21 protein-coding genes are annotated in these 23,614 nt (G+C 35.2%); 12 read left to right on the forward strand and 9 right to left on the reverse strand.

Annotated elements, in window-relative coordinates; all coding sequences use genetic code 11:
- Nucleotides 1-2: 2 nt before the first annotated feature.
- From AALI31_RS05700 to AALI31_RS05710, 3 genes are all read right to left on the reverse strand, one after another.
- The gene (locus AALI31_RS05700; protein WP_489885567.1) at nt 3-1,892 is read right to left on the reverse strand and encodes a DUF4214 domain-containing protein; all 1,890 of its coding nucleotides are present in this window, start codon (nt 1,890-1,892) and stop codon (nt 3-5) included.
- Between the two features lie 128 nt (nt 1,893-2,020).
- On the reverse strand, nt 2,021-4,093 hold the full coding sequence (locus tag AALI31_RS05705; protein WP_489885568.1) for a DUF4214 domain-containing protein: 2,073 nt from the start codon (nt 4,091-4,093) through the stop codon (nt 2,021-2,023).
- Nucleotides 4,094-4,303: 210 nt separating this feature from the next.
- The gene (locus tag AALI31_RS05710; protein ID WP_489885569.1) at nt 4,304-5,260 is read right to left on the reverse strand and encodes a D-2-hydroxyacid dehydrogenase; all 957 of its coding nucleotides are present in this window, start codon (nt 5,258-5,260) and stop codon (nt 4,304-4,306) included.
- Nucleotides 5,261-5,692: 432 nt separating this feature from the next.
- Between AALI31_RS05710 and AALI31_RS05715 the strand changes: the two genes are divergently transcribed.
- From AALI31_RS05715 to AALI31_RS05755, 9 genes are all read left to right on the forward strand, one after another.
- Nucleotides 5,693-6,280 carry a hypothetical protein gene (locus AALI31_RS05715; protein ID WP_489885570.1) on the forward strand — a complete coding sequence of 196 codons (588 nt, stop codon included), beginning with the start codon at nt 5,693-5,695 and terminating at the stop codon, nt 6,278-6,280.
- A gap of 105 nt (nt 6,281-6,385) precedes the next feature.
- A complete protein-coding gene (locus tag AALI31_RS05720) occupies nt 6,386-6,955 on the forward strand; it encodes a hypothetical protein (RefSeq protein WP_489885571.1) in 570 nt (189 codons plus the stop codon).
- A gap of 607 nt (nt 6,956-7,562) precedes the next feature.
- On the forward strand, nt 7,563-8,219 hold the full coding sequence (locus tag AALI31_RS05725) for a hypothetical protein (RefSeq protein ID WP_489885572.1): 657 nt from the start codon (nt 7,563-7,565) through the stop codon (nt 8,217-8,219).
- Nucleotides 8,220-8,257: 38 nt separating this feature from the next.
- Nucleotides 8,258-8,845 carry a hypothetical protein gene (locus tag AALI31_RS05730; RefSeq protein WP_489885573.1) on the forward strand — a complete coding sequence of 196 codons (588 nt, stop codon included), beginning with the start codon at nt 8,258-8,260 and terminating at the stop codon, nt 8,843-8,845.
- Between the two features lie 123 nt (nt 8,846-8,968).
- A complete protein-coding gene (locus AALI31_RS05735; RefSeq protein WP_489885574.1) occupies nt 8,969-9,553 on the forward strand; it encodes a hypothetical protein in 585 nt (194 codons plus the stop codon).
- 527 nt (nt 9,554-10,080) lie between these two features.
- Entirely contained in the window at nt 10,081-10,302 is a 222-nt protein-coding gene (locus AALI31_RS05740; RefSeq protein ID WP_489885575.1) for a hypothetical protein, read from the forward strand.
- A gap of 40 nt (nt 10,303-10,342) precedes the next feature.
- Nucleotides 10,343-11,203: a hypothetical protein gene (locus AALI31_RS05745; RefSeq protein ID WP_489885576.1), complete on the forward strand. Its 861-nt coding sequence runs from the start codon at nt 10,343-10,345 to the stop codon at nt 11,201-11,203.
- A gap of 156 nt (nt 11,204-11,359) precedes the next feature.
- Nucleotides 11,360-11,851: a hypothetical protein gene (locus tag AALI31_RS05750; protein ID WP_489885577.1), complete on the forward strand. Its 492-nt coding sequence runs from the start codon at nt 11,360-11,362 to the stop codon at nt 11,849-11,851.
- A gap of 26 nt (nt 11,852-11,877) precedes the next feature.
- A complete protein-coding gene (locus AALI31_RS05755) occupies nt 11,878-12,033 on the forward strand; it encodes a hypothetical protein (protein ID WP_489885578.1) in 156 nt (51 codons plus the stop codon).
- A gap of 69 nt (nt 12,034-12,102) precedes the next feature.
- On the opposite strand, the gene AALI31_RS05760 is transcribed toward AALI31_RS05755, so the two are convergent.
- Together AALI31_RS05760 and AALI31_RS05765 are read right to left on the reverse strand one after the other, a co-directional pair.
- Nucleotides 12,103-12,753, reverse strand: coding sequence for a DsbA family oxidoreductase (locus AALI31_RS05760; RefSeq protein WP_489885579.1), 651 nt, complete (start codon nt 12,751-12,753; stop codon nt 12,103-12,105).
- Nucleotides 12,754-12,830: 77 nt separating this feature from the next.
- Nucleotides 12,831-13,397 carry a YdcF family protein gene (locus tag AALI31_RS05765; RefSeq protein WP_489885580.1) on the reverse strand — a complete coding sequence of 189 codons (567 nt, stop codon included), beginning with the start codon at nt 13,395-13,397 and terminating at the stop codon, nt 12,831-12,833.
- Between the two features lie 106 nt (nt 13,398-13,503).
- Between AALI31_RS05765 and AALI31_RS05770 the strand changes: the two genes are divergently transcribed.
- Nucleotides 13,504-14,454, forward strand: coding sequence for a hypothetical protein (locus AALI31_RS05770; protein WP_489885581.1), 951 nt, complete (start codon nt 13,504-13,506; stop codon nt 14,452-14,454).
- 130 nt (nt 14,455-14,584) lie between these two features.
- Here AALI31_RS05770 and AALI31_RS05775 read toward each other — a convergent pair whose 3' ends face one another.
- A complete protein-coding gene (locus tag AALI31_RS05775) occupies nt 14,585-14,860 on the reverse strand; it encodes a hypothetical protein (protein ID WP_489885582.1) in 276 nt (91 codons plus the stop codon).
- A 139-nt stretch (nt 14,861-14,999) separates the two neighbouring features.
- On the reverse strand, nt 15,000-19,991 hold the full coding sequence (locus AALI31_RS05780) for a hypothetical protein (RefSeq protein ID WP_489885583.1): 4,992 nt from the start codon (nt 19,989-19,991) through the stop codon (nt 15,000-15,002).
- Between the two features lie 670 nt (nt 19,992-20,661).
- Here AALI31_RS05780 and AALI31_RS05785 point away from each other — a divergent pair.
- A complete protein-coding gene (locus AALI31_RS05785) occupies nt 20,662-20,925 on the forward strand; it encodes a DUF1659 domain-containing protein (RefSeq protein ID WP_489885584.1) in 264 nt (87 codons plus the stop codon).
- Between the two features lie 121 nt (nt 20,926-21,046).
- Here the strand turns inward: AALI31_RS05785 and AALI31_RS05790 are convergent, their stop codons facing one another.
- The gene (locus AALI31_RS05790) at nt 21,047-22,186 is read right to left on the reverse strand and encodes a pyridoxal phosphate-dependent aminotransferase (protein ID WP_489885585.1); all 1,140 of its coding nucleotides are present in this window, start codon (nt 22,184-22,186) and stop codon (nt 21,047-21,049) included.
- A 26-nt stretch (nt 22,187-22,212) separates the two neighbouring features.
- Nucleotides 22,213-22,746: a cob(I)yrinic acid a,c-diamide adenosyltransferase gene (locus tag AALI31_RS05795; protein WP_489885586.1), complete on the reverse strand. Its 534-nt coding sequence runs from the start codon at nt 22,744-22,746 to the stop codon at nt 22,213-22,215.
- A 148-nt stretch (nt 22,747-22,894) separates the two neighbouring features.
- On the opposite strand from AALI31_RS05795, the gene dapD reads away from it, so the two are divergent.
- Nucleotides 22,895-23,608 (forward strand): 2,3,4,5-tetrahydropyridine-2,6-dicarboxylate N-acetyltransferase, encoded by a 714-nt coding sequence (gene dapD, locus AALI31_RS05800; protein WP_489885587.1) that lies wholly within the window; start codon nt 22,895-22,897, stop codon nt 23,606-23,608.
- Nucleotides 23,609-23,614: the final 6 nt, after the last annotated feature.

Here is a 23,614-nt window from a genome sequence, read left to right on the forward strand (position 1 = left end):
ACTTAATTCAAACCTGCAATAATACTTTGGAATTCTCTCTCATTAACCATATCATTTACGGTCATTTTAAGAGCAAACCTTTCAGGATACCCTTCAGAAATTAGGTAATCGTAACTTTTAATCCAAAAATTCAAGCCCTCTTCATCAGAATCCCTATTTACAATAACTTTGTAAAGTCCCTCTATTTTGCTCACAGTGGTTGTCCTATTAGAAATAAACTCAGATTCGTTCAATAGATTTATAACAAACTCTTCGGCTCTAATGTCTTTGAAGGATAATTTATCTACCCAATACCAGAAACCTTGCTCATCTGGAAGCCTATTAAAAGCATTAGAATAAACACTTTTTACAAATCTGTTTATATTCTTAGTTTCTTTATTGGTAGAAAATTCAGGCAAACTTAAAATAAAATTCCTTCCATCAGAAGTTTCAAAATAAACTTTTAATCCAGAATAAGTTTTCCCTGGTATGAGTCTATCGATTAGAAGTATTCCATTTGCAAATTTCACATACACACCATTTAAACTTGTTTTAAAATTTACTCCATCCTCTATATAATTTCTTAAATTTCCATTTAGATAAATTGAGGCATAGGTATCTCCAATATTTGATTTTCTCAAATCGTCATCCGAAATGCTGAAACTAAAAATTCTAGAATTTGAAGTACTTGAACTGCTTACAATACTTCCTGAAACATTCCCATCAGAACTAGCAAAATAATTCTTTGAGGTTTTTATCTCACCCTTATCTATAACCTTAGGTGAATCTCCATCTACATAACTTACAATTTCGTATTCGTAATTTTTATCATCAACTAAGCCTGTAATATTTAAAACTATATTTCCTGAGGTCGTTTGTTCTGGAATTTGAACTTCCTTAAAACTAGCTCCTTGATATTTCAAAATAATCCATAGGGGATAATATTTTGGATCAAGTGCGTTTTTGGAAATTCTTATTTTAGCACCGTCATAAGTCTGGGATTCAACTGAAGATTTAAAATTAAGGGTTGATATCTTGAAAGGAGAAGAGATAAAAAAATTTTTGTTATCTTTATCGTTTGGGATTGCAAGATATATTGAATACTCTGTACCCTCTTTAAGATTTTCTATAGATGCTTGTACATTTCCAAGCCTATCGCTATTTACATTTTGAGCTACTATAATTTTTCCTGAATCATCTACTGCAGCTACGACTATATCATTTACGGATAAATTCGAATCAACTTTTGCCTTTAGCGATATGAATGTGGTATTTTCCGTTATGTCTTTTTGCGAAATATCTATATGGTGTTTTTGATAAGGATCTATTGATGAATTCATGAATCTGACTTGAGCTAAAATCTGATCATCTTTTTTTATGTCTTTGAACAATGTTAGGTTTTCAATGTCCACGTTTTTAATAGATAAATTATCTACGATGTTATCCATAAATATTTCATTATTGTTTCCTGAGAAAGTTAAATTTTGAAAAAGTGTTTGAGGACTTCCACTAGTGCTCATAACTTTCTTGAAGGATATGGCTTGTCTATTTTCATCATTAGCTTTAACTATAGTAAGCTTTCCTCCACCGTTTATTTTAGTCCCTTGGACAACCACTAAAGAAGAATCTAAAACTTTCGAAGATCCTATAGTAATTTTTAAATTCCTAGTTGAACTCGTTAAGTCAATCCTTTTTGATATAACTACATCACCTTCGATTACAATTTCGGTAATATTTTGATCCTTTAATGCTTCTATTAATTCGTCTTCACTTGCCACCACGATTTTAGAAATAGATCTTTGGGAATTTTGAGATTCTGATTTGCTTTCAATAGCTAAAACGGACGATGTCGCAACTCCTAATGAGAAAATTGAAACAGTTGAAATGAACATCTTCGATAATTTTCTATACATAAAATATCTCCTTAAAATACAGAAAATAATTTTAGCAATTCAATTTTAACATATTTGTAATTAAATTACAATAACTTTTTTAAAAAATAAAAAAGGATTTACTTAAAATAAAGTAAATCCAATTTATATTAAAGTCCTAGGTTACTTACTCTTGTCTTAAATTCTTGCTCGCTAACCATTTGATCTGCCACTAAAGAAAGAGCTGTTGAATCAGTATACCCTTGAGCTATAAAGCTATTATATTTATCAGTCCAGAAAGCTAATCCAGTTGGATCAGAAGTTCTATTAACTATAACCTGATATAAAGCCTCTATTTTTTGAGATGTCGTTTTGTTATTTTCTGAGAACTCTTTCTCACTTAACAGGTTTCTAACAAAATCTTCTGGTGCTGTCTTCTTACCTTGAATTTGATCTTCCCAATAAGCAAATCCTCTTTCATCCGGTAATCTATTTAAAGATTGTGAATACACGTCTTTAACAAATTGACCTGACTTAGTAGTGCTTGTCTTTGTTGTGAATGTAGGAACTGAAAGTGATCTGGAATTTCCATTTGAATCTCTATAACTTAAAGTTACGTTCTTGTATTCTTTTTCAGGAACTAATCCACTTAACTCAACCTTACCATTTTCGTATTTAGCAGTTACTCCCTCAACATTTGTTGTTAAATCTCTTCCATTATTTAAATTGCTAGCTACAGTCGAACTTGAAACTGGTATAGACACAGAAGTATCTTTTATCTCAGATCTATTTATATCATTAGAAGTTATACTTCCTGTAACACTTGAACTTCCATTACCTGTTATAGTTGAACCTGAAGAATTGGAAGAACCTCCTGATATGATTGAACCTGTTGATGATGAAGTGGAAGCTGTTCTAAATGAAGCTTTATCAAGAATATGACCTGAGTTATCTTTTATTTCGTATGTGTAATCAGTTGATAATGTAAGATCTGATAATGCTAAAACTGATACACTAGAACTTTCTATTCTGTAAGACTTAGTAGATGAACTTGATGTTAGTGTAACTGTTAAAGGGTATGCACTATCTGGAATACTTCCCCTTTCTATTTTTAAGTTCGCAGTATTGCCTCTTATATCTGTAACGGTTGCTTTGAAAGTCGTGAAAGTTTTAACTGCATCACTAACTTCATACTCGTTTCCATTTTCATCTTCTATATTTTTAACCCTAACTGTGTATCCAGTTCCTGCTGTTAATCCATCGATCATTGTAGAAAACTCGTTATCGTTAAATAAAACGCTAACTGTTTTCAAAAAGGTATTTGAAGAATTCACTATTTCCAAATCAATAGTATTCAATTTGACATTTCCCGTTGAAGTTCCTAGATTAACTTTACCAACCAAATCAACACTTGTTGAACCTAGATTTGTTAAATTAATATCTACGCTAGACACAGTAAGCTTTTGACCAACAGAGATACTGCTTCCTCCATAAAATAGGTTGTCCGAAAATGTAATATCGCTAATACCTGTTGTAGATGATAAATATCCTCCGCCAACCACTCTATTATCTTTCAAAGTAACTTTAAAGTTTGAACCTCCGTTCAAGAAAGCCTCTTGTGTTTGGTTATTGTTATTAAAAGTTACACCTGATATAGTAACTTGTGTAGTTGTGGTGTTTCTAGTTTCTGTTTTTTCATTATCGCCATCTCCACCTTCAGTGCTTCCGCCATTACCATTTCCGTTATTGTCTACACCAGTACTTCCACCGTCGCCACTTCCACTTCCGTTGTTGTCGCCTCCAGTATTTCCATTATCGCTTTTCTTATTTTGAGTTTGTAATAAAGCTCCTGTCTTTCCACTATCTCTTGTTATGATTAAATTGGATTTGTCACCATTCAAATTTACAGAATCCTCAATTGATAAAGTCGCACCAGACCTAACAACAATTTCTAGACTGCTAGTTCTACTATTTATTGCCTCAACAGCTTCTGCTGTTAATGTAACATCAGTTTCAACGTATAATATCTCAACTCTACTGTCTTTCAAATAAGTAACAAAATCATTAATGTTACTTGAAGTGATGTTCTGTATTGATCTTGCGATCTTCGAACCTACCTCAGCAGATATAGGCATAACGCCATGCTCCGTAGAGTGAGCTGCTTGTCCAGACATACTTACCCCTAAAATCAAAGCCGTAGCCATACTTGCAACAATTAATTTTGATAACTTCCTTCTTAACATCGTGTGCTTCTCCTTATATAATCTCATGATTTCAAAAATAATGCATCGATTCTTAGCCGTCACTTCTTGTTAACATTCTAATTTATTTGAAATTATTTTGCAATAACTTTTTAAACTTTTTTTGAATTTATGTTTTACTTTTGTAATCTTTTGTTGATTTGATAAAGCAAAAAAAATAAGAGCTATTTTGAAAATAGCTCTTTCTTATAATCAGTACACAACGTTTATTGGATTGCCTTGCACAAAGCTCTCAACATTCTTTATGATTAAATCAAATAACTTTTTCCTCGTTTCAAAAGGACACCAACCATAATGAGGAGTGATAATACAATTTTCTATATTGAGAAGAGGGTTATCTTCTTTCATCGGCTCAGAAGAAATTACATCGAGGAGTGCATATTTAACCTTTTTAAATTTTAGAGCATCACTCAAAGCAAATTCGTTTATGAGTCCTCCTCTTCCTGTATTTATGATAGTCACTCCATTTTTCATTATAGATATAGAATCTTCATTTATAATTTCCCTCGTCTCATCGTTCAAGGGACAATGAAGAGAAATTACATCACTACTTGCAAATAGCTCTTCCTTGGATACAAATTTTATGCCTTCCTGATCTTGCCCTTTTGTCCTTGTGTGAATTAGAACTTTCATGTCTAGGGCTTGTGCAATTTTTGAAACCTTTTTTCCAATATTCCCATAACCAATAATCCCCATTGTCTTATTGGCAACTTCACAAACATCTTTATTGTAAAAACAAAAATCTGACGAATTTATCCACTCTCTATCTTGAACCCTTTTGTTGTGTTCAGAAACTTTCCTAAAGGCTTCAAATAAGAAAGCGAATACGAGTTCAGAAACTGCGTTCGTAGAATAGTTAGGCACGTTTGTTACAATAATGTTCCTCTCTTTGCAGAAATCTACATCTATTTGATTAAACCCTGTTGCCATTGAACCTATGTATTTAAGATTTTCACATTCTTGTATGATATCCTTCCTCATAGGAGTTTTACAAGTTAAAACGCACTCAGCGTCTTTTACCCTATCCATTATTTCATCTTCATTTGTTCTATAATGAACTTTGACTTCCTTAGAAAATTCAGACAAAGCCCCCCAAGAAAAATCTCCTGGATTTACTGAAAATCCATCTAAGATGACGATCTTTTTCATATACAAAAACACCTCAAAACTTTCTATGTACTATGCTTATATCCATCGACTTATTATGACACAAAGAGAATCTAAAATCATTAAAAAGAATTTAATTTTGAAATAATGCATGTACATCAATTATTGAATTCCTTAAACTACAAAATTCCAAAATCATAAAAAGGCAAAGTCGCAAAAAGACAAAAAGACAAAATTGTAAAAAGGCAAAAACATAAAATCTAAAAATACCTTATTAAAATTTTTTAACCCTTAAGTTACCCGTATAAATTCACGAAATATACACACGTCGTTTAATATTTTTAAATTAATTTTAATTTTGTTATTGTTTTATGTGGAAATTTATTTTATAATTTAGTTGTTCGGTTGTATCGCTGGCTTCGACACTCAATTTTGAAAATTACTTTATTCTAAGAATTAAAGAGGTATAGAGATATGAATAAAGGCAGTGATAAAATGAATTCAAAGAAAATATTGACTCCGTATTTTGTGGTTTCCTGCATAATTGTGTCTTCGGTTCTCTCTGCAAATCCAAGTAAGGTAAGTGCGTCACCTTGGTCTCGTCTCGCGGCTTCGATTCGTGGTCTTTCTTCCAGTGTTTCCAGATTATTTTCGAGAAGTAGTTCTACTTCAGCAAGTTTAGTGTCTCAAGCTCGAGGTTTAGGTAGTGAAGGCGAACCTGTAGTATTAGCTTACAGAAGTGAATCACAAGGCGTTGATGCTAGAGCGACTAATATTAGTGATCTTGTAGATAAATCTAGGGTTAAGGCTTTACAAAAAGACATAAATAGGTGTGAATCAAGATTAACTAGCGTAGAACAAAGTCTGTCTAGATTCGTAATTCCTTCTAAAGACTTAGATGAGGCCTTAAGACATGTGGACTTAGATAATCCTACTAATCAGTTTATAGCTGAGTTTGCGTACATGGATATGCAAGATCAAAAAGTGCTACAAGCACAGAAGGAATATTTGCAAGGCAAGTTAAGTGCTTCGAGAGAATCGTTAAATTCGTTATTGAATTAAGGTCAGCTTCGTTTATGCTTTTTAGATTGCAGCGTAATGAATCGTAGTGTTTCAGATATTTCGGATTCAAATTTTTGTGTTTTATGAAATGGAGGAACAAAACAAATGAAGAATAAAAAATTAAAAGTCGTTGCTGTTCTAGGTGCAATTACAGTTATATCTTCAATCGGTATAAGTTCAGTGAATGCAAATGCAGGAGCTTTTATTCCAAGAGCATCATCGTCTAATTCTACTACTGGTGGTAGTGGGTTTTTAAGTAGATTAAGAAGTGGTTTTACCGGTATTTGGACTGGACTTACATCTTGTTTCCGTGGAAGGACGACTAGTGGAAATGGGACAACAAGTGTGACTGCCCCTTCTGCTAGTGCTCAAACAACTTCTCATCACACTAACAGTTCTTTTGATGGTGATGGTGGTGATGTGACTTATGCAAATCTTTCACTAACTGGTACACCTGGAGGACTTCATCCTAGCAATATAGATGGTGGTAATAAAACTATTTATACTACCGTTAAAGGAAGCGGTGGTGGAAGTAGTAGTGGTCTTTCATCTGGCTTAAAAATAACTACAACTGGAACTGGGGGCAACAAGGTTGAGACTGTAGACTTCGGCAATGGTAATAAGGTTACAGTTACAACAGGTGACGATGGAATCGAAAGATATCACAGAGACTAGCATTTGCAATTAATAAAAATTAAAAATTGGAAGATATGACTTATTGTATCTTCCCTCTCTTTTATTGAGTGTCAGACATAATTACATATGGTATTTGGAAATTAACATATATGGAAAGTAAACTTTACGATTAATCGATTTGTCTTTTTTGAATTTGTCCTTTTGAGGATAGAGCTAAATGGGAAACAGAAATTTTAGGGCTATCATCTTCTTCAAGATCATCTTCTGACTATATACAATTTTACAGTTTTTCAATTACTTCTGTGTAAATTGGGCCTTTTATGTTTATTTAATTTAGGTGGGTGGGTTTAGCTCAACGAATTTAATCTCAACACAAAACTCTTAAATCATTTCATAAGTGGTATTTAAGTGTAGACTTGAATATTTTTAAAATCTTAAAACCCTAAATCATACTACATACATGATTTAAAGTTGGTAATGAGATTAAATTCGGTTACTTATTAGGAATTGTGGATTTGCCTTTTTACGATTTTGTCTTTTTGTGATTTACTCTCTCGATCAAATCACTTTGTTCCAAAATCAATCTGCGTTTTTTCACAATCCTTATAAGAATATTCCCTTAATTACAAATATTATCGAGGTGAAAATGAAAAGCAAAAAAGTACTAAAGACTATAGCAATAATGAGTTCAGTCACAATTGGTTCTATAATAGTTGGATCTGCACATAGTGCAAGTGCAGGACCGGTTATGTCAAGAGGCACCACGTCAGGCACGGGGGGGGGTAATAGCCCTGGAAGTAGAGGTTTTCTATCTCGACTCTCAAGTTGGTGGACTAGTTTTAAAGGCAGTATTCCTGATGTGGAACTTGTAAATCCATTTAGGCCAACGAAACAAACTACTACCAATCTGGAAATGACAGAGACTTCAGGTGGTGGTAGTGGTATATTCACCATTAGCGGTGGTGGCGGCGGAAGTCACACTAACTTCGGTTTTGAAGGTGGCGATGAGGGTAATTTGAGTATTGTCACTTCAGGTGGTAGTGGTGGAAGCACTAGGTCAAGCAGTTCATCTAGTTCTAGCTCGAGCAGTTCATCATTATCAGTATCTTCATTTTCGGGTTCTTCATCTTCGTCTGGTGGTTTTAGCAGCGAAGGAATTGCTGGCATAGATGGACATAACCCAGAAACTCCTTCTCCTACTACACGAGGTAGAAGCCTTATGCTTTTAGGTTTAACTCAGGATGACCGTCACATGAATGGCGACTTAGGCACATACACATCAAACTTTGGCTTTATGGACTAAATAGAGTTTTTTAATATCACGAGATTGTTAATTGGATAATGAAAACAAACAAAAAATTAATACTTCTAGCGTCGTTTTCAATAATAACAGCTCACTTTTCACTAAATGCCAATTTGTTAAGAGCAGGTGCAAGTCCTGCGATTTCGAGAATTGCTCCATCGAGTACAGGAGACAGAGGTTTTTTATCTAGACTTTCTGACTGGTGGACAAACTTCAAAAACACTCTTCCTCAAGTTGAGTTTGTTAATCCTTTCAAATCAACAAGAGGAAAACTAAAAATCTCTTCACCTATAAGTGGTAGAGATCAACGTGGTGCAGGCTCATTCGATGGAGAAATAAATGAAGCTTTCGACTCTATATCTACGGTAGATTCAGGAAGCATAAGTATACATCTTCCTTCAATAAGTTCGGATAGTTACAGCAGTGAAGGTTTTGATAGTCGTTATGGGGAAAGTGGAAGTATAAGCAGTAGGTCTATTCCCGCACTAGGCGATGTTTTTAATCCATATGACTCACCGACTGCAAACCATAGACACCGTATGCTATTTACATTAATACAGGATGATGAACATATGAACGGTGAGCTTGGCACCACAATAACAAATCATGGTTACTTGAATCAGTGATAATTTAAAACTAAACTATTCTAAATTAAAATTTTACTAATTGAAAATTTATGAATTGAGAAATTACGTATTTGTGATATTGACTTAAATTGTAATTATAAGTGTATCAGAGGTATTAAAGTAATGAAAATAAGCAAAAAACTAAAGATGCTAGCCTTAGTAGGTGCGATTACAACTCATTCTTCGGTTAGTACCAGCACACTAAAAGCGAATGCAGGCTCTACAGTTTCGAGAGCTTCCACAACGGGTACAGGTAGTAGAGGTTTTTTATCTAGGCTTTCTGACTGGTGGACAAACTTCAAAAACACTCTTCCTCAAGTTGAGCTTGTTAATGTTCTTAAAAAAGGAAGTCGAAGTTCTTCTAATCTTTCAACAACTCCTCCTTCTGATCCTGGCGATGGAATATATATTCAAAATGGAGGCTCTGGTGGAAGTATTAAATTGTCCAACCTAGGAGGTACAAGTTTGGGAGCATCCGGCTTTGAACAAACTAATGAAGGATTTGAATCAGATTCCGATGGCGTTAAATCATCAACTAGAAGTTCAAGTATATCAAGTCTTGGTTTGAGTCTAGGGACTGATCCTACTGGAAATCAAGATGTGGATAAAAGACGTCAAATGCTCTTAGGGTTAACTCATGATGACGAACACATGAATGGTTTATATGGCACAATGACAACCGGAAATGGTAACAAGACACAACAATAGATTTATCTTTTTGTGATTTTGCGATTTTATGATTTTGCGATTTTGCGTTTTTGTGGTTATCTCTTTTTATGTTTTTACATTGGAGTTCAACGCAATATCACGTTTATGGATTCAATTAAAACCTTAAAATTTAAGATATACAAAACATTTTAAAAAAACAAATTCTGATAAAAGACTAAAGATAATTTAAAGATAGACGATAATAAAATACAGTTGCTGTTTTTCTAATAAAACAGACAACTACTACAACCAAAGTACTGGATGTCCTTTCAATAATTTCTATCTACAGAGATACCCATCTCTCCTCTGTAGAATAATCTCAGAGGTGCTTCAGCCTTTCCCATTATAAGTATTTATCTGAGGCACTATTCTAGAAAGGACATCTGGTACATATCCCCTTGAGGATTTATTAGAATAACTCAATAGAACAATCTTTTGTGATTATGAGTTGTGAGGTAAGTACATAATGATCATTAGTAAAAAATTAAAATCAGTAATATTCTTTAGGTGCTACAGCGATTTGTTCTGTGATTGGAATTGGTTCTACGGAAGCGAATGCAGCACCAACATACAGACCTAAGTCTAACACTTGGCCTGGATCTACTAAGCCTACACCCGTTAAAACAAGTCTTAGTGGAGGGACAAGCTTAACTAGTAATAAGCCTAAATCAAATTCACTCTTAGGACAAATTGATTTTACAATTCGAGTAATTAGGTATTTTGAAAATGGGACTTTACATATGACATAATGCTTTTCATTAAGGTTTGTGAATTGTGAGGTATATGGAAATGAAAAAGAATAGAAAATTAAAATTAATTGCGGTAATAGGTGCGATAACAATCTTTTCTTATGTTGGAGCTAGTACTACTGAGGCAAATGCTGGAGCTTTCTTTTCAAGATCGTCTTCTGTCAACATCACTCAGCAATCTAGCAGCACCATATGGAGTAGATTGAAATCTTTAGCATATCGTATTCATAAAGTGGAATTAAACTGCAGTGGTTTAGGATCTTCACTTAAAAAGTCTTTGAGTAGTGGATGGAATAAATTTAAGGGATTATTCACTAAAACTTCTGGTAGTAAGTATTCTTACGATCTTGACCCTGAAAATGTTCCAACTTCATTTATCAATCAAAACTATAGAGGTCCTGAACCATCTGATAAGAGAGAAAGTTTAACTAGCACTTCAAGCTCTTCTAGTTTTTCAAGTGTTTCTAGTTCATCCAGTGAAAGTAGCTTGACTAAAGTTACTACTGGTGCTACAACAACTACCTCGCAACAAGACGCTACTACTGCTTCTACTAGTACTACTACTGGAGAATCACCAAAGAAATATACATCTAAAGGTTTTGATAGGTTCTACGATGGATCATTTGATGAAGAACGTAAGAAATATATCTATTATGGTGATACTGGTACTGATTCTAGTACAGGTGGTTTTGGTACTGTTATTCAGGGAAGTGAAGAACCTACATACGCAACAGTTGTAAAAGGTCCTGAAGGAAAGATGACTGTTAAGTACTCTCTAGGCAACGAACCTGAAGGTAGAAGCGTTCTAAAAGTAACAAAGACAGATGGTGGTGGCACTAAAACAGAACCCATTTACGATAAAGTATCCGAAGAAGTTATATATGACGAAGTTTACGATTAAACAAAATGCAAAAAGGAAGAAGAGATATACCCCGATATCTTTTCTTCCTTCTTTCTTTTTTGCTATAAAGATTTGCTCCAACCCTTACGATAAATTGAAATAAGTACAGTGTTAAAGTTGTATATTTTTAAAATAGTGAGGTGAATCTGATTAGTTATGAAAAAACGTAGTAAGCTAACACCAATTATAACTGGTACCCTTTTAGTATTACCAAGTTTTTTATTTTTATCATCAGCTCAAAAATCTAATGCTATGTTGGGTTCTGCATTAAGGGGAGCAGCGAGTAGATTTCTTAGCTCTGCATCCAGTTCACTAAGTAAGGTTAAACTAAACACTATTACAATTCCTAAAAATTTTTCAACTTCATCTCCCTCATTAGTGAAAAGAAGTAACTCTGCACCCGCTAGTACCTCAACAGCATCATCTAATTCAGGTTCTATTTCAATTTCTTCTGGGTCAGCTGTAAATGTAAAGTTAAATCCTTCAACTTCTGCTATTGGCAGTGTTCAGTTAGATGACATAAGTCCAACTTTACCAATTCAACAAAGATTAGTTTTAACTCTTCTTAAAAATGGTATAACTCCAGAGAACCAAATCAAATCACCTGTTAGTGGTTCATTATCAAGGTTAACTGGTTCAGATGTATAGAAAGATAAAAAGAGACAAAAGTTTATATGAAGAAAAAAGTTTTAGGTTTAGTAATTACAACATTGGCTCTAGGAGTAGTTGTTACAACAGCAATTAGAATTTTAAAAAAATCACCTTCCTCAAAAGACAAAATTGCAGAATCGCAAAATCACAAAAAAACAAAATCGTATCCTCAGAAATAATAAAATCCATTTCTAAAAGATAAAAAAGAGATGCCTCGACAATAAGGTGCATCTCTTCTTAGTTTTACTTTATACCAAATTTAAATTTTCCGCTTTCCCAAAATGATAAGTTTTGTTTAAGCTTGAATCACCTAGACACTCCTCTATCTTTTGTATATAAATCTTCTCCTCCCTAAGTCCCTGAACTTTCAACTTATCGTCTATCACAATAAATGGAACTCCCGTCAACCTAACGTCCATCGCATGTGAACTATCATTCGAATATTCGACATAGCATTTCTTAAATTCATTATCAGTAAAATTACTAGGCAATCCCAACTCTTGAAGCGTTCTCTGCAACACCTCAATGTCACTTATATTTTCTAATTCCTCAAACATCAATTTGTATATTAAACTTATGTATTCCGATTCTTTATTAAACTTCTTCGCTAACTTAGAAAGGATAAGTGCAGTTTTCGTATTATAATTCATCTTGACTTCATTAATTCTTATGCCGTATTGATTTCCCATCCTATTAAGTATGTTAAGTATCAAATTGTAATTTGGCAAAACCTTAAAAAGCTCTGATGTCTTTATGCCTTCCTCGGATATTCCAACATGCAACTCCTTAGTGTAGTATTCCATCTTTATGGGATATTCTTGTGATAATTTATCAAACACTGCCTTACAAACACAACTAAAAGGACAAATAAAATCATAAAATAATTTTACATTTATCAAAACAGACACTCTCCCTAAATTCAAAAACTATTATTGGGTTAGTATTAGTACATTTTTTTCAATATATACACTTGATTTTACCAATCAAACAAAATCGATTTAATAACCGCAATAATTTCTCTAAAGAAATCCTTCCATACCTTATCGTAAAAAGTTTCACTCCCTATTAAGTGAATCGACTTAAATCCAACACGCCTTGCCAAAATCTTCGCTCTGAACAAATGATACTTACTCGTTATTATCAATATCTCATCAATGTCTCCCAAAATCTTTTTCGTATTTTTCAAATTCTCAAAAGTATTAGTAGAACTGCTCTCAATTAAAATTCTCTCTACATCGATTCCCATATTTATTAAAAACTTTTTCATAGCAAAACCTTCAGATACAGGCTCATCTTCACCTCTACCACCACTAACTATAACCTTCGATTCTTGAAACTCATTTAGATAATCGACTGCACATAACAATCGTTTTTCCAAAGTCTTACAAGGAGTATCCTCATCTATGATTCTTGCACCAAGCACTAATACGTATTTAGAGAATTTGTTATATCTACTCTCACCACACACTAAAATGAACACCAATATTAGAAGAATTATCAAACAACAAAACACAAATAAGCTAAATAATATCTTAACTATCATTCCATTCCTTCCAAAACAAAAGATTATTCTTGAAAATTTTTGAATAATTACCAATTTAATGTTGAAACTAACTATGGATAGAATTTTTAACTAAGAGGAGAAGATTATGTCATTAATACATCTTTATTTAGATAAAAACGCTACTTCAAATAATGAAATGATTCAATTACTTAAAAATCATAACATCGATTTTATACAATACAATCTCAAAAATAACAACACATACCTTAATGCCTACGAACTTGATAGTCTTCCTGCATTAACATTTGATGAATCAACAATATATGACATAAACAAAGACTCAGTGAAAGACATGGTCGAGAGGTTTAACAAATTCATAAAACAAATTCCTTGTAAACCAGAAATAGAAATTCCTGAAAAAGTAAAATCAGAACTAGAGCAAATCAATAAATCCTCAAAAGACAAATTGAATAAATCAAATAACGAATTAACTGAAAACGCATCACACACTATTGACAAAACCAAAAATGAGTCGCACTCTCTTAATAAAAACGAAAATGGAGAAGTACCTTTGAATGAAAATTTAAATAACTCTCATGAGGAAACCTTCTATAAGAAATCGCCAATAGTTAAACCAACTTTAGAAATTCCTCCTGATCAGATAGAAGAAAAACCAATTGTAGAAGTTTCTCCCGAGCAAACAAAAGAAGAACTAATTATAGAAACTCCTCCTGAGCATACAGAAGAACCAATTATAGAAATCTCTTCCAAGCAGACAAAAGAACCAATTACGTTATCTCCTTTTGAAGATAATCTAAATGAAACAAACATGGAAGTTTCTACTGAATACGAATTGACCAAACCAAACGAAGAAATTTTCCTTCAAAACGAAACAGATATATTAAATACGGAAGTTTATAATGAGAATAATTTAGACAATCCACCTTCGGAGCTTTCATCTGGTAATGAACCAACTACATCGATAGGTCAATCTGAAAATAGGAATCAAATTCTAGTCGAAACTTTAAAAATCATTAACAAGGATCAACTATCAGCGAAAGTCAAGAAATTTGCTAATGGACATAGGAAATATTAAATCTGATTTTTTAAGTATATACTAAAGTATTTAAAAGTTTACAACTCTAAAGTTATATAAAAAAGACACCTAAACGTAAAGGTGTCTTTCTATTTATTTACAAACTTAAAATCACAAACACACGAAACCATTAATCCTGACTAGCCCAAGACGATCTTCTAGATGATGACAAGCTAGAACTTCCATCAGTTCCACCTGTACCTGTTACTAAAGATTTTCCACCAGTAAAATCTGGACTAACTGGAGTACCAAGAGGTTGTCCTGTCACAGAATCAACTGGTCCACCCGTATTATCCGTATATATTGTACCACCTACACCGCCTTTTTGCTCTACAACAGTTTTTTCAAGGAAAAAAGCAGTAGTTCTTAACTGGGATGGAACTATACCACGTGCATCTCCTCCCAATTTAAATGGATTTTCTTTATCCCAATCTATTGAACTATCAAAATTACCTAACGGTGGTGCTGGTGGGATGCCAGTACCTCCATCTCCTCCCCCTGTTTGGCCTCCATCCGAAGTTCCTCCTCCAGTGGTCGTTGTAGTGCTAGATGTACCCAGAAGTATCGATACCCTTATCTTCGATAAATCTAATTATACCGTCCTCTCCAGGCTGCATTGTAAGTTTTAAACTGCTAGTAACTTGACTTGAAGCACCACTTCCTGTTCCTGTTGTGCCAGAAGTCCCAGATGTTTGAGATCCACTGCCTCCAGTTGAAGTGCCTGAAGTTTGAGGACCACTAACTCCTCCTCCAGAACCTTGACCATCAGAAGATCCTCCTCCTAATTGAGAAGATGTTCCAGTTGTAGGTTGGGTCGAAGATTGTGCACCGCTACCTCCTGTAGAAGTTGTTCCACCTTCACCAACAAACCTAATTGTTCCATCATCTCCAGGCTGCATTGTAAGTTTTAAACTGCTAGTAACTTGACTTGAAGCACCACTTCCTGTTCCTGTTGTGCCAGAAGTCCCAGATGTTTGAGATCCACTGCCTCCAGTTGAAGTGCCTGAAGTTTGAGGACCACTAACTCCTCCTCCAGAACCTTGACCATCAGAAGATCCTCCTCCTAATTGAGAAGATGTTCCAGTTGTAGGTTGGGTCGAAGATTGTGCACCGCTACCTCCTGTAGAAGTTGTTCCACCTTCACCAACAAACCTAATTGTTCCATCATCTCCAGGCTGCATTGTAAGTTTTAAACTGCTAGTAACTTGACTTGAAGCACCACTTCCTGTTCCTGTTGTGCCAGAAGTCCCAGATGTTTGAGATCCACTGCCTCCAGTTGAAGTGCCTGAAGTTTGAGGACCACTAACTCCTCCTCCAGAACCTTGACCATCAGAAGATCCTCCTCCTAATTGAGAAGATGTTCCAGTTGTAGGTTGGGTCGAAGATTGTGCACCGCTACCTCCTGTAGAAGTTGTTCCACCTTCACCAACAAACCTAATTGTTCCATCATCTCCAGGCTGCATTGTAAGTTTTAAACTGCTAGTAACTTGACTTGAAGCACCACTTCCTGTTCCTGTTGTGCCAGAAGTCCCAGATGTTTGAGATCCACTGCCTCCAGTTGAAGTGCCTGAAGTTTGAGGACCACTAACTCCTCCTCCAGAACCTTGACCATCAGAAGATCCTCCTCCTAATTGAGAAGATGTTCCAGTTGTAGGTTGGGTCGAAGATTGTGCACCGCTACCTCCTGTAGAAGTTGTTCCACCTTCACCAACAAACCTAATTGTTCCATCATCTCCAGGCTGCATTGTAAGTTTTAAACTGCTAGTAACTTGACTTGAAGCACCACTTCCTGTTCCTGTTGTGCCAGAAGTCCCAGATGTTTGAGATCCACTGCCTCCAGTTGAAGTGCCTGAAGTTTGAGGACCACTAACTCCTCCTCCAGAACCTTGACCATCAGAAGATCCTCCTCCTAATTGAGAAGATGTTCCAGTTGTAGGTTGGGTCGAAGATTGTGCACCGCTACCTCCTGTAGAAGTTATTCCTCCTACTCCTTCTTGTGGTGTATCAATCGGATTCCCTTCTCTATCTGTAATCTTCGTTCCTCCTAATCCACCTTTCTCAGTAACAGATGTAGGTCTAAGTCCTAACTTCACAGCTGCTAAATCATTACCAGATATACCTCTTAGATCTTTATCATCTCCAGTAGATTGAGTTCCTCCTGTCTTAGTATCTACATGTTTCAAACCTTTAATTGCATTCTCAAGATCTTCTGGTGTAACTAATCCTGGATATGGTCTTGTCTCAGGCTCACCTACCGGATTAAGTTTATCCTTAGCAGCCTGTAAAGCTTCAGAAGTTAATCCTAAAGGCTTAGGACTATCTCCAGATCCTGTTCCACTTGTTGTTCCTCCATCTTGAGGTCCTGCAGTTCCTGTTAACCCATCTAGAGGTGGTGCCGGTGGAATTCCATTACCTCCACTTCCTTGATCTCCATCAGAAGATCCTCCCCCAGATTGAGAAGACGTCCCAGTCGTAGGTTGAGCTGAAGATTGTGTACCACTACTACCTCCTGTAGAAGTTCCTCCTGTACCAATAATATCATCATTAGTCTGCGTTCCTACAGAAACTGTAACAGGCTTCGAGCCACCCTCAGTTTGAGTACCAACTGTTCTATACTGAACGCTTGGAATACCGTCTTCTGGTCCACCCCCTGATCCACTCGGAGCTTGACCACCACCTCCTCCAGATGATCCTCCTGATTGAAAGGTATCGCCACTTCCTGTTGTACCAGAAGTCCCAGATGTTTGAGATCCACTGCTTCCAGTTGAAGTGCCTGAAGTTTGAGGACCACTAACTCCTCCTCCAGAACCTTGACTATCAGAAGACCCCCCTCCAGGTTGAGAAGTTGTTCCAGTTGTAGGTTGGGTCGGAGATTGTGTACCGCTACCTCCTGTAGAAGTTATTCCTCCTACTCCTTCTTGTGGTGTATCAATCGGATTCCCTTCTCTATCTGTAATCTTCGTTCCTCCTAATCCACCTTTCTCAGTAACAGATGTAGGTCTAAGTCCTAACTTCACAGCTGCTAAATCATTACCAGATATACCTCTTAGATCTTTATCATCTCCAGTAGATTGAGTTCCTCCTGTCTTAGTATCTACATGTTTCAAACCTTTAATTGCATTCTCAAGATCTTCTGGTGTAACTAATCCTGGATATGGTCTTGTCTCAGGCTCACCTACCGGATTAAGTTTATCCTTAGCAGCCTGTAAAGCTTCAGAAGTTAATCCTAAAGGCTTAGGACTATCTCCAGATCCTGTTCCACTTGTTGTTCCTCCATCTTGAGGTCCTGCAGTTCCTGTTAACCCATCTAGAGGTGGTGCCGGTGGAATTCCATTACCTCCACTTCCTTGATCTCCATCACTTAATGATGCATAACCATCATTACCAGCGGATGATAAACTTCCACTTCCTTCACCTGATGTATGCCCCACTATAGTACTCCAATTCCCTTCACTACCCTCACTATCATTAGATGAAGTACTACTCCTCCTAGATGATTGCATTCCACTACTTGAACTCGAAGATGTAGAAGATGTATCAGAAATTCCTCCAATACTAGTAGAACTACTTACTCCATCAGAAGAACCAGAAGTCTGACTACCTTGTCCATCCTTATCTTCAACAATAGTTACCTTACCGCCAGTTGAAGTAACCTTAAGTTTCAGAGTGCTAGTATAAGTCTGTGGCTTATTGCTATCTCCTCCACCAGTTTGGGAAGTAGTTCCAGTTGTCCCAGATGTTTGAGCACCATCTCCATCTTGAGTAATAGCTATCTTATCTCCACTTGAAACCACGTTAAGTTTCAAACTACTACTAGCAACCGGAGCTTTAACTCCATCACCACCAGTAACGGCTTGATCACTTCCACTAACTCCAGACGAAGGTGACCCGGTTACAGGGTTAACTAAATTTCCTTTATTATCGGTGTATTTTATTCCACCTATACTACCACTTTTATCTGCAATCACAGTCGGTTTTAATGACAACCTTACATTTTCAATTTCACTATCTCCCTCTCCAGAGGTAGAACTACTTGAACTACCACTTACCGGCTTAAGTCCATCCCTAACTGCTTTCAATAAATCAGGATTCAACCCGTCACCATCGCCACCTACAACTTGACCGACACCTGAACCTCCACTTGTTTGAGAACTAGAAACTGTAGTATCAGGCGACTGAGCACTACTAGCTGATGTTTGTACTCCTATTGAAGCCGTTCCTGTACCAGTTATGATATCATCGGTTTGAGTTCCCACTGAGATTGTAGAAGGGCTAGATGTTAAATCTCCTTCAGTCTGAGTTCCTACCGTCTTAAACTGAACATTAGAAGCCCCACCTGGCTGAGTTTGATATGTACCTTCAGGATTTTGACCATCGCTACCTCCTGAACCTCCTGCAGAAGACTGAGCACCACTTCCACTACTTGAAGTCTGCCCTGTACTAGTTTTCCATCCATCATCAGATGTACTAGATGGCGTCTGAGTTGAACTTGATGTTACACCAGTTTGGGAACCACTACCAGTTCCTCCGGAAGATTGAGTGCCACTTCCATCTGCCAACTGTCCTGAGCTCACAGCTCGAGGTTTTACGGTTGGTTGAGTACTTCCAGAACCACCAGATAACTGACCATCACCACCACCTGATACACTAGAAGCTGATGAATCACCTGTACCTATAGTACCAGTATTTACTGGATTAAGCTTACTTTTAGCTTCAGTCAATGCCTCAGGAGTTATTCCATTTCCAGTATTACTACCTTGTATATTAGTATTTACTAAACCTGTTATAGGTGATGCCGGTGGAATATTAGCATCTCCTCCTGCTTGAACTCCAGAACTAGACGTTCCAGACTGTGCTGTTGAAGATGTTGAGCTAGCTAAAATATCTTTACCTAAAACCCAATGAGGTTGAGCAATAACAACTCTCTGACCAGTACCAACACCTATCTCAGGATCAACAGAACTCCCTCTAATAATCTCACCATAAACAAGCATCCTAAGAGTCTCACCTAACTCAGTAGATCTAATAATACTATTTCCTTCACCATCATAATACAAATTATATCTAGCATTTGGATTAATATTAGAGCCCAATAAAGTTTTAAGCTTTGAAGCATCTGTTTCTCCATAATAGAGTCTCCTTGATTCTGCACCAGGAGCAAATACCTCAGTACCACCTGGTGTAGTATCATAGACTACTCTGCTCGATGCTATCGGTTGTGAACTCGGAGAAGTAGTTGTAGAAGTCGCAGTCCCTCTAACTACACTTGAAGTAGAAGGAGAAGTAGTATTAACAGCCCCACCACCTGATCTGCTCAAACTAGATGAAGCCAAACCCGTAGCTCCACCACTATTACCAGACCTAACAGCACTTTGAACAACTGATGAAGTCCCCCCTCTTATGGTACTTCTAAGAATATTAAACATGGCATCTGTTTTTTGACCTTGAGAAAAAATAGTACCCGCAGCAATAACAGCCACTAAAACATATGTACGTTTAGAACAAATAAACGGATATTTCTTACCACCAAAACCCATAATACCTCCAATCGAAAACGATACCAATTATTTCTCAACAACCAAAGCACAATAGGAAAAAATTAGCAAATCAATTTTCGTATATACTAATAAATCTAAATTCTTAAACAAAACTAAAACCCTGCGTTGTAAACTGTAATCTTTTTGTAAAACTAATCACAGTCTATATTATTTTTAATTAAAAATCAATATAATTTTCAATATTAATTAATAATCTTTCTATTTTGTTAATTGATTTCTCTCAATAAATATATCTCTTTACTCCTTTACAAATATTCGAAATCGCAAAAACATAAAATCCAATTGACGATATCTCAAAATTGCATCTTACATACTTCCAAATATCTTTAATCAAAAATACTATAAACCAAATATCTCTAATTGATTAAAACACATCATCAAAAACAGTAATTAAATATGGCTTAACAAAACCTTTCTCCCATCCTCATGCCCCTTAGCTCAATTTTACATTTTCGTTAAACCAAAATCAACATCTCATTAAAACTTAGTTATTAATATTTAAATTTTATTAACATATAAAATTTAAATATTTGCTTTAAATCATGGAATAATTTTGATTGCCGTAAAGTATAAATTAATCATGGAAATGAACTCAATTTCAAAAACTGATAATTTCCAAAATATATAATGTAAAAAGAGGTAGCTTGCTTTGACTAATGCGTATTCAATAAATGATAATCTTTTAAGCAGAAATGTATCTATTGTATTCCAAACTACAGATAGCGACGGTAAAATATATAAGTTCACAAAAACCTTATTAAATATAACTGAAACTGCTTCCAATAGTGATATACACGCTGCAGCCTCTGCCATTGCCAAATTATACCGACATGATGAATTCAGTGTTAGACTGATAATAACCAATATTCTAGAAAATGATACAATCATAGAAACGCTAGAAGAAACTTTATAAATTTAAATTCCCCTGTAACAATAACAACTAAACTTCAAACGTATTTGGATTAAATTAATAACCAATACCCCCAAACTATATAAAAAGAGAGAGATTATTTTAAATCTCTCTTTTTTATACATCAATTTTTAATATACTTTTCTAATCTTTCAAGTCCTCTATCAAGCTCGCCTAGAGAATTACAATAACTTATTCTTATATACCCCTCTCCCATTTCACCAAAAGCACTTCCAGGAACACAAGCAAGCTTTTCACTCCTAAGTAAATCCACACAAAAATCATAACTATTCTTTTGCGTTATACCATCAAGTGATGGGAAAATATAAAATGCCCCCATAGGATTTTTAACCTTAAATCCCATATTCATAAGTCTTTGATACACAAAATTCCTTCTTTTCTCAAATTCATTTCTCATAAACTCAACATCTTTAAGAGATTCATCAAATCCATACAAAGTACCATACTGAACTATAGAAGGTGCACAAGATGTAGCATATAGATGAACCTTATTAAGTTCGCCAATAATAGGACTTTTAGCACATATGAAACCCAGCCTAAGTCCCGTCATAGAAAACATCTTTGAAAATCCTGAAACCAAAACCACCCTATCCAAAACGTCATCATACTCGCATACAGTTTCAAATTTTCCATAACTAATAGCACTGTAAATCTCATCGCTTATTATTTTACACTCAGGATATTTTTTCAAAATATTGTAAAACCTTTCCTTATCCTCCTTGGATAAAGTGACTCCCGTTGGGTTGTTTGGAAAACACAATATTATTCCTTTTATATCATTGTTTTTTAGATTTTTCTCTATGTGATCAAAATCTATACCCTCATCTTTATAAATTCCATAAAATATTGGATTTGCTCCAACAAAATTCAATGTATTCTCATAAGCGGGATATCCTGGTCCAGGAACTAATACTTTATCACCTTCATTAAAGAGGGTATTGAAAGTCACAAACAAGGCTTCGCTTCCACCTACTGTTAATATAATTTCATCTTTTGAAAAATTTATACAATATTCCTGCTTTATATAATCAGAAATCCTTTCTCTTAATTCTGGGATTCCTTGATTTACAGTGTAAGCAGTTTTACCCTCTCTCACAGCCTTTACGACACCTTCCTCTATGGGTTTAGGCAATTTAAAATCAGGTTGTCCCACAGTTAAAGAAATCGCATCACCATATTTCTTAACCTCATCAAAAAATTTTCTAATTCCAGAATACTGAACATTCACCATTCTCTTATTCACAATAGTCAACTCCTCATTTATGATTTTTAGTATTCAATTCCTAATCTTGCTATTACGCCATCATCATAATAATGTTTAACTTTACCTATATTACTAACTAAATCTGCATTTTCTATTATTTTGTCAGACGCATTCCTGCCTGTTAAGACAAGTTCTAAACTATCAGGTTTATTTTTCATAATATCCAAAACCATTTCTTCATCAATGAATCCACCCTCTATCGCCCCCAACACCTCATCCAAAATGATTAAATCATATTTATTTTCATAAATAAACTTCTTAGCCTGTTCAAATTCAACCTTTATCTCTTTCCTTAAAACCTCAAGTTCCTCTTGACTCAAATTATATGTAAAACTTTTTCGGCTCTCTATCCTATAAATATTGAATTTTTGACCAAGCATTTTTATACTATTGAGCTCAGACGTATCCCAATTTTTCAAAAATTGAACCATCATGACATTAAATCCAGCTCCAATACTTCTAAAAGCTAACCCTAAAGCACAAGTAGTTTTACCTTTACCAAGTCCCATATAAACGTGTATATATCCTTTTTTCCCCATATCGAATGACCCTCCAAAAATTTTTTTATATTTTCAATACTAAACAAAAAAAATATAAATATAAACCTAAATGAATTAAATTTATTACTTTTTTTTATAATTTTACTGTATAATATAATTGAATTTCGACGCAAAGGAGGCTGTTAAAATGGATTATGATATGAAAAATCCTTACGATATAGCAAGATACATAAAGGATTCTAAAAAATCTACACCACTTAAGGTTTATATAAAAGGAAACTTTAGTGATTCTGATTTTGGAAACTTAGAGTTTTACGGAAGTAATGGCAATTACATACTATTTGGCGAGAAAGACGAGGTCATTTCGTTTCTTGAGTCAAACAAATCAAAAATATCAAATCACAGGATTGAAAATATTAAGAGAAACTCGGCAATTCCGATGCTAAACCTTATAGATATAGAAGCAAGAATTGAGCCTGGTGCAATAATTAGGGATATGGTAACAATAAATAAAAACGCTGTAATAATGATGGGTGCTGTTATAAATATTGGTGCTGAAGTTGGAGAAGGCACAATGGTGGACATGAATGCAGTAGTAGGTGCTCGTGGAAAATTAGGGAAAAATGTCCATTTAGGTGCTGGAGCTGTCGTTGCAGGAGTTCTCGAACCTCCATCGAAAGACCCGTGTATAATAGGAGATAACGTATTGATAGGTGCAAATGCAGTTATACTAGAAGGGGTAAAAATAGGAGAAAATTCTGTTGTTGGAGCAGGTTCTATAGTTACTAAAGACGTCCCTCCAAACACTGTAGTAACTGGTTCTCCTGCAAGAGTTGTTAAAGAAATAGATCAATCTGTAAAAGATAAAACTCAAATACTAGAGGACCTTAGGAGTATATGAAGATAC

The sequence above is a fragment of the Anisomitus miae (SeqCode) genome, assembly GCF_054906395.1.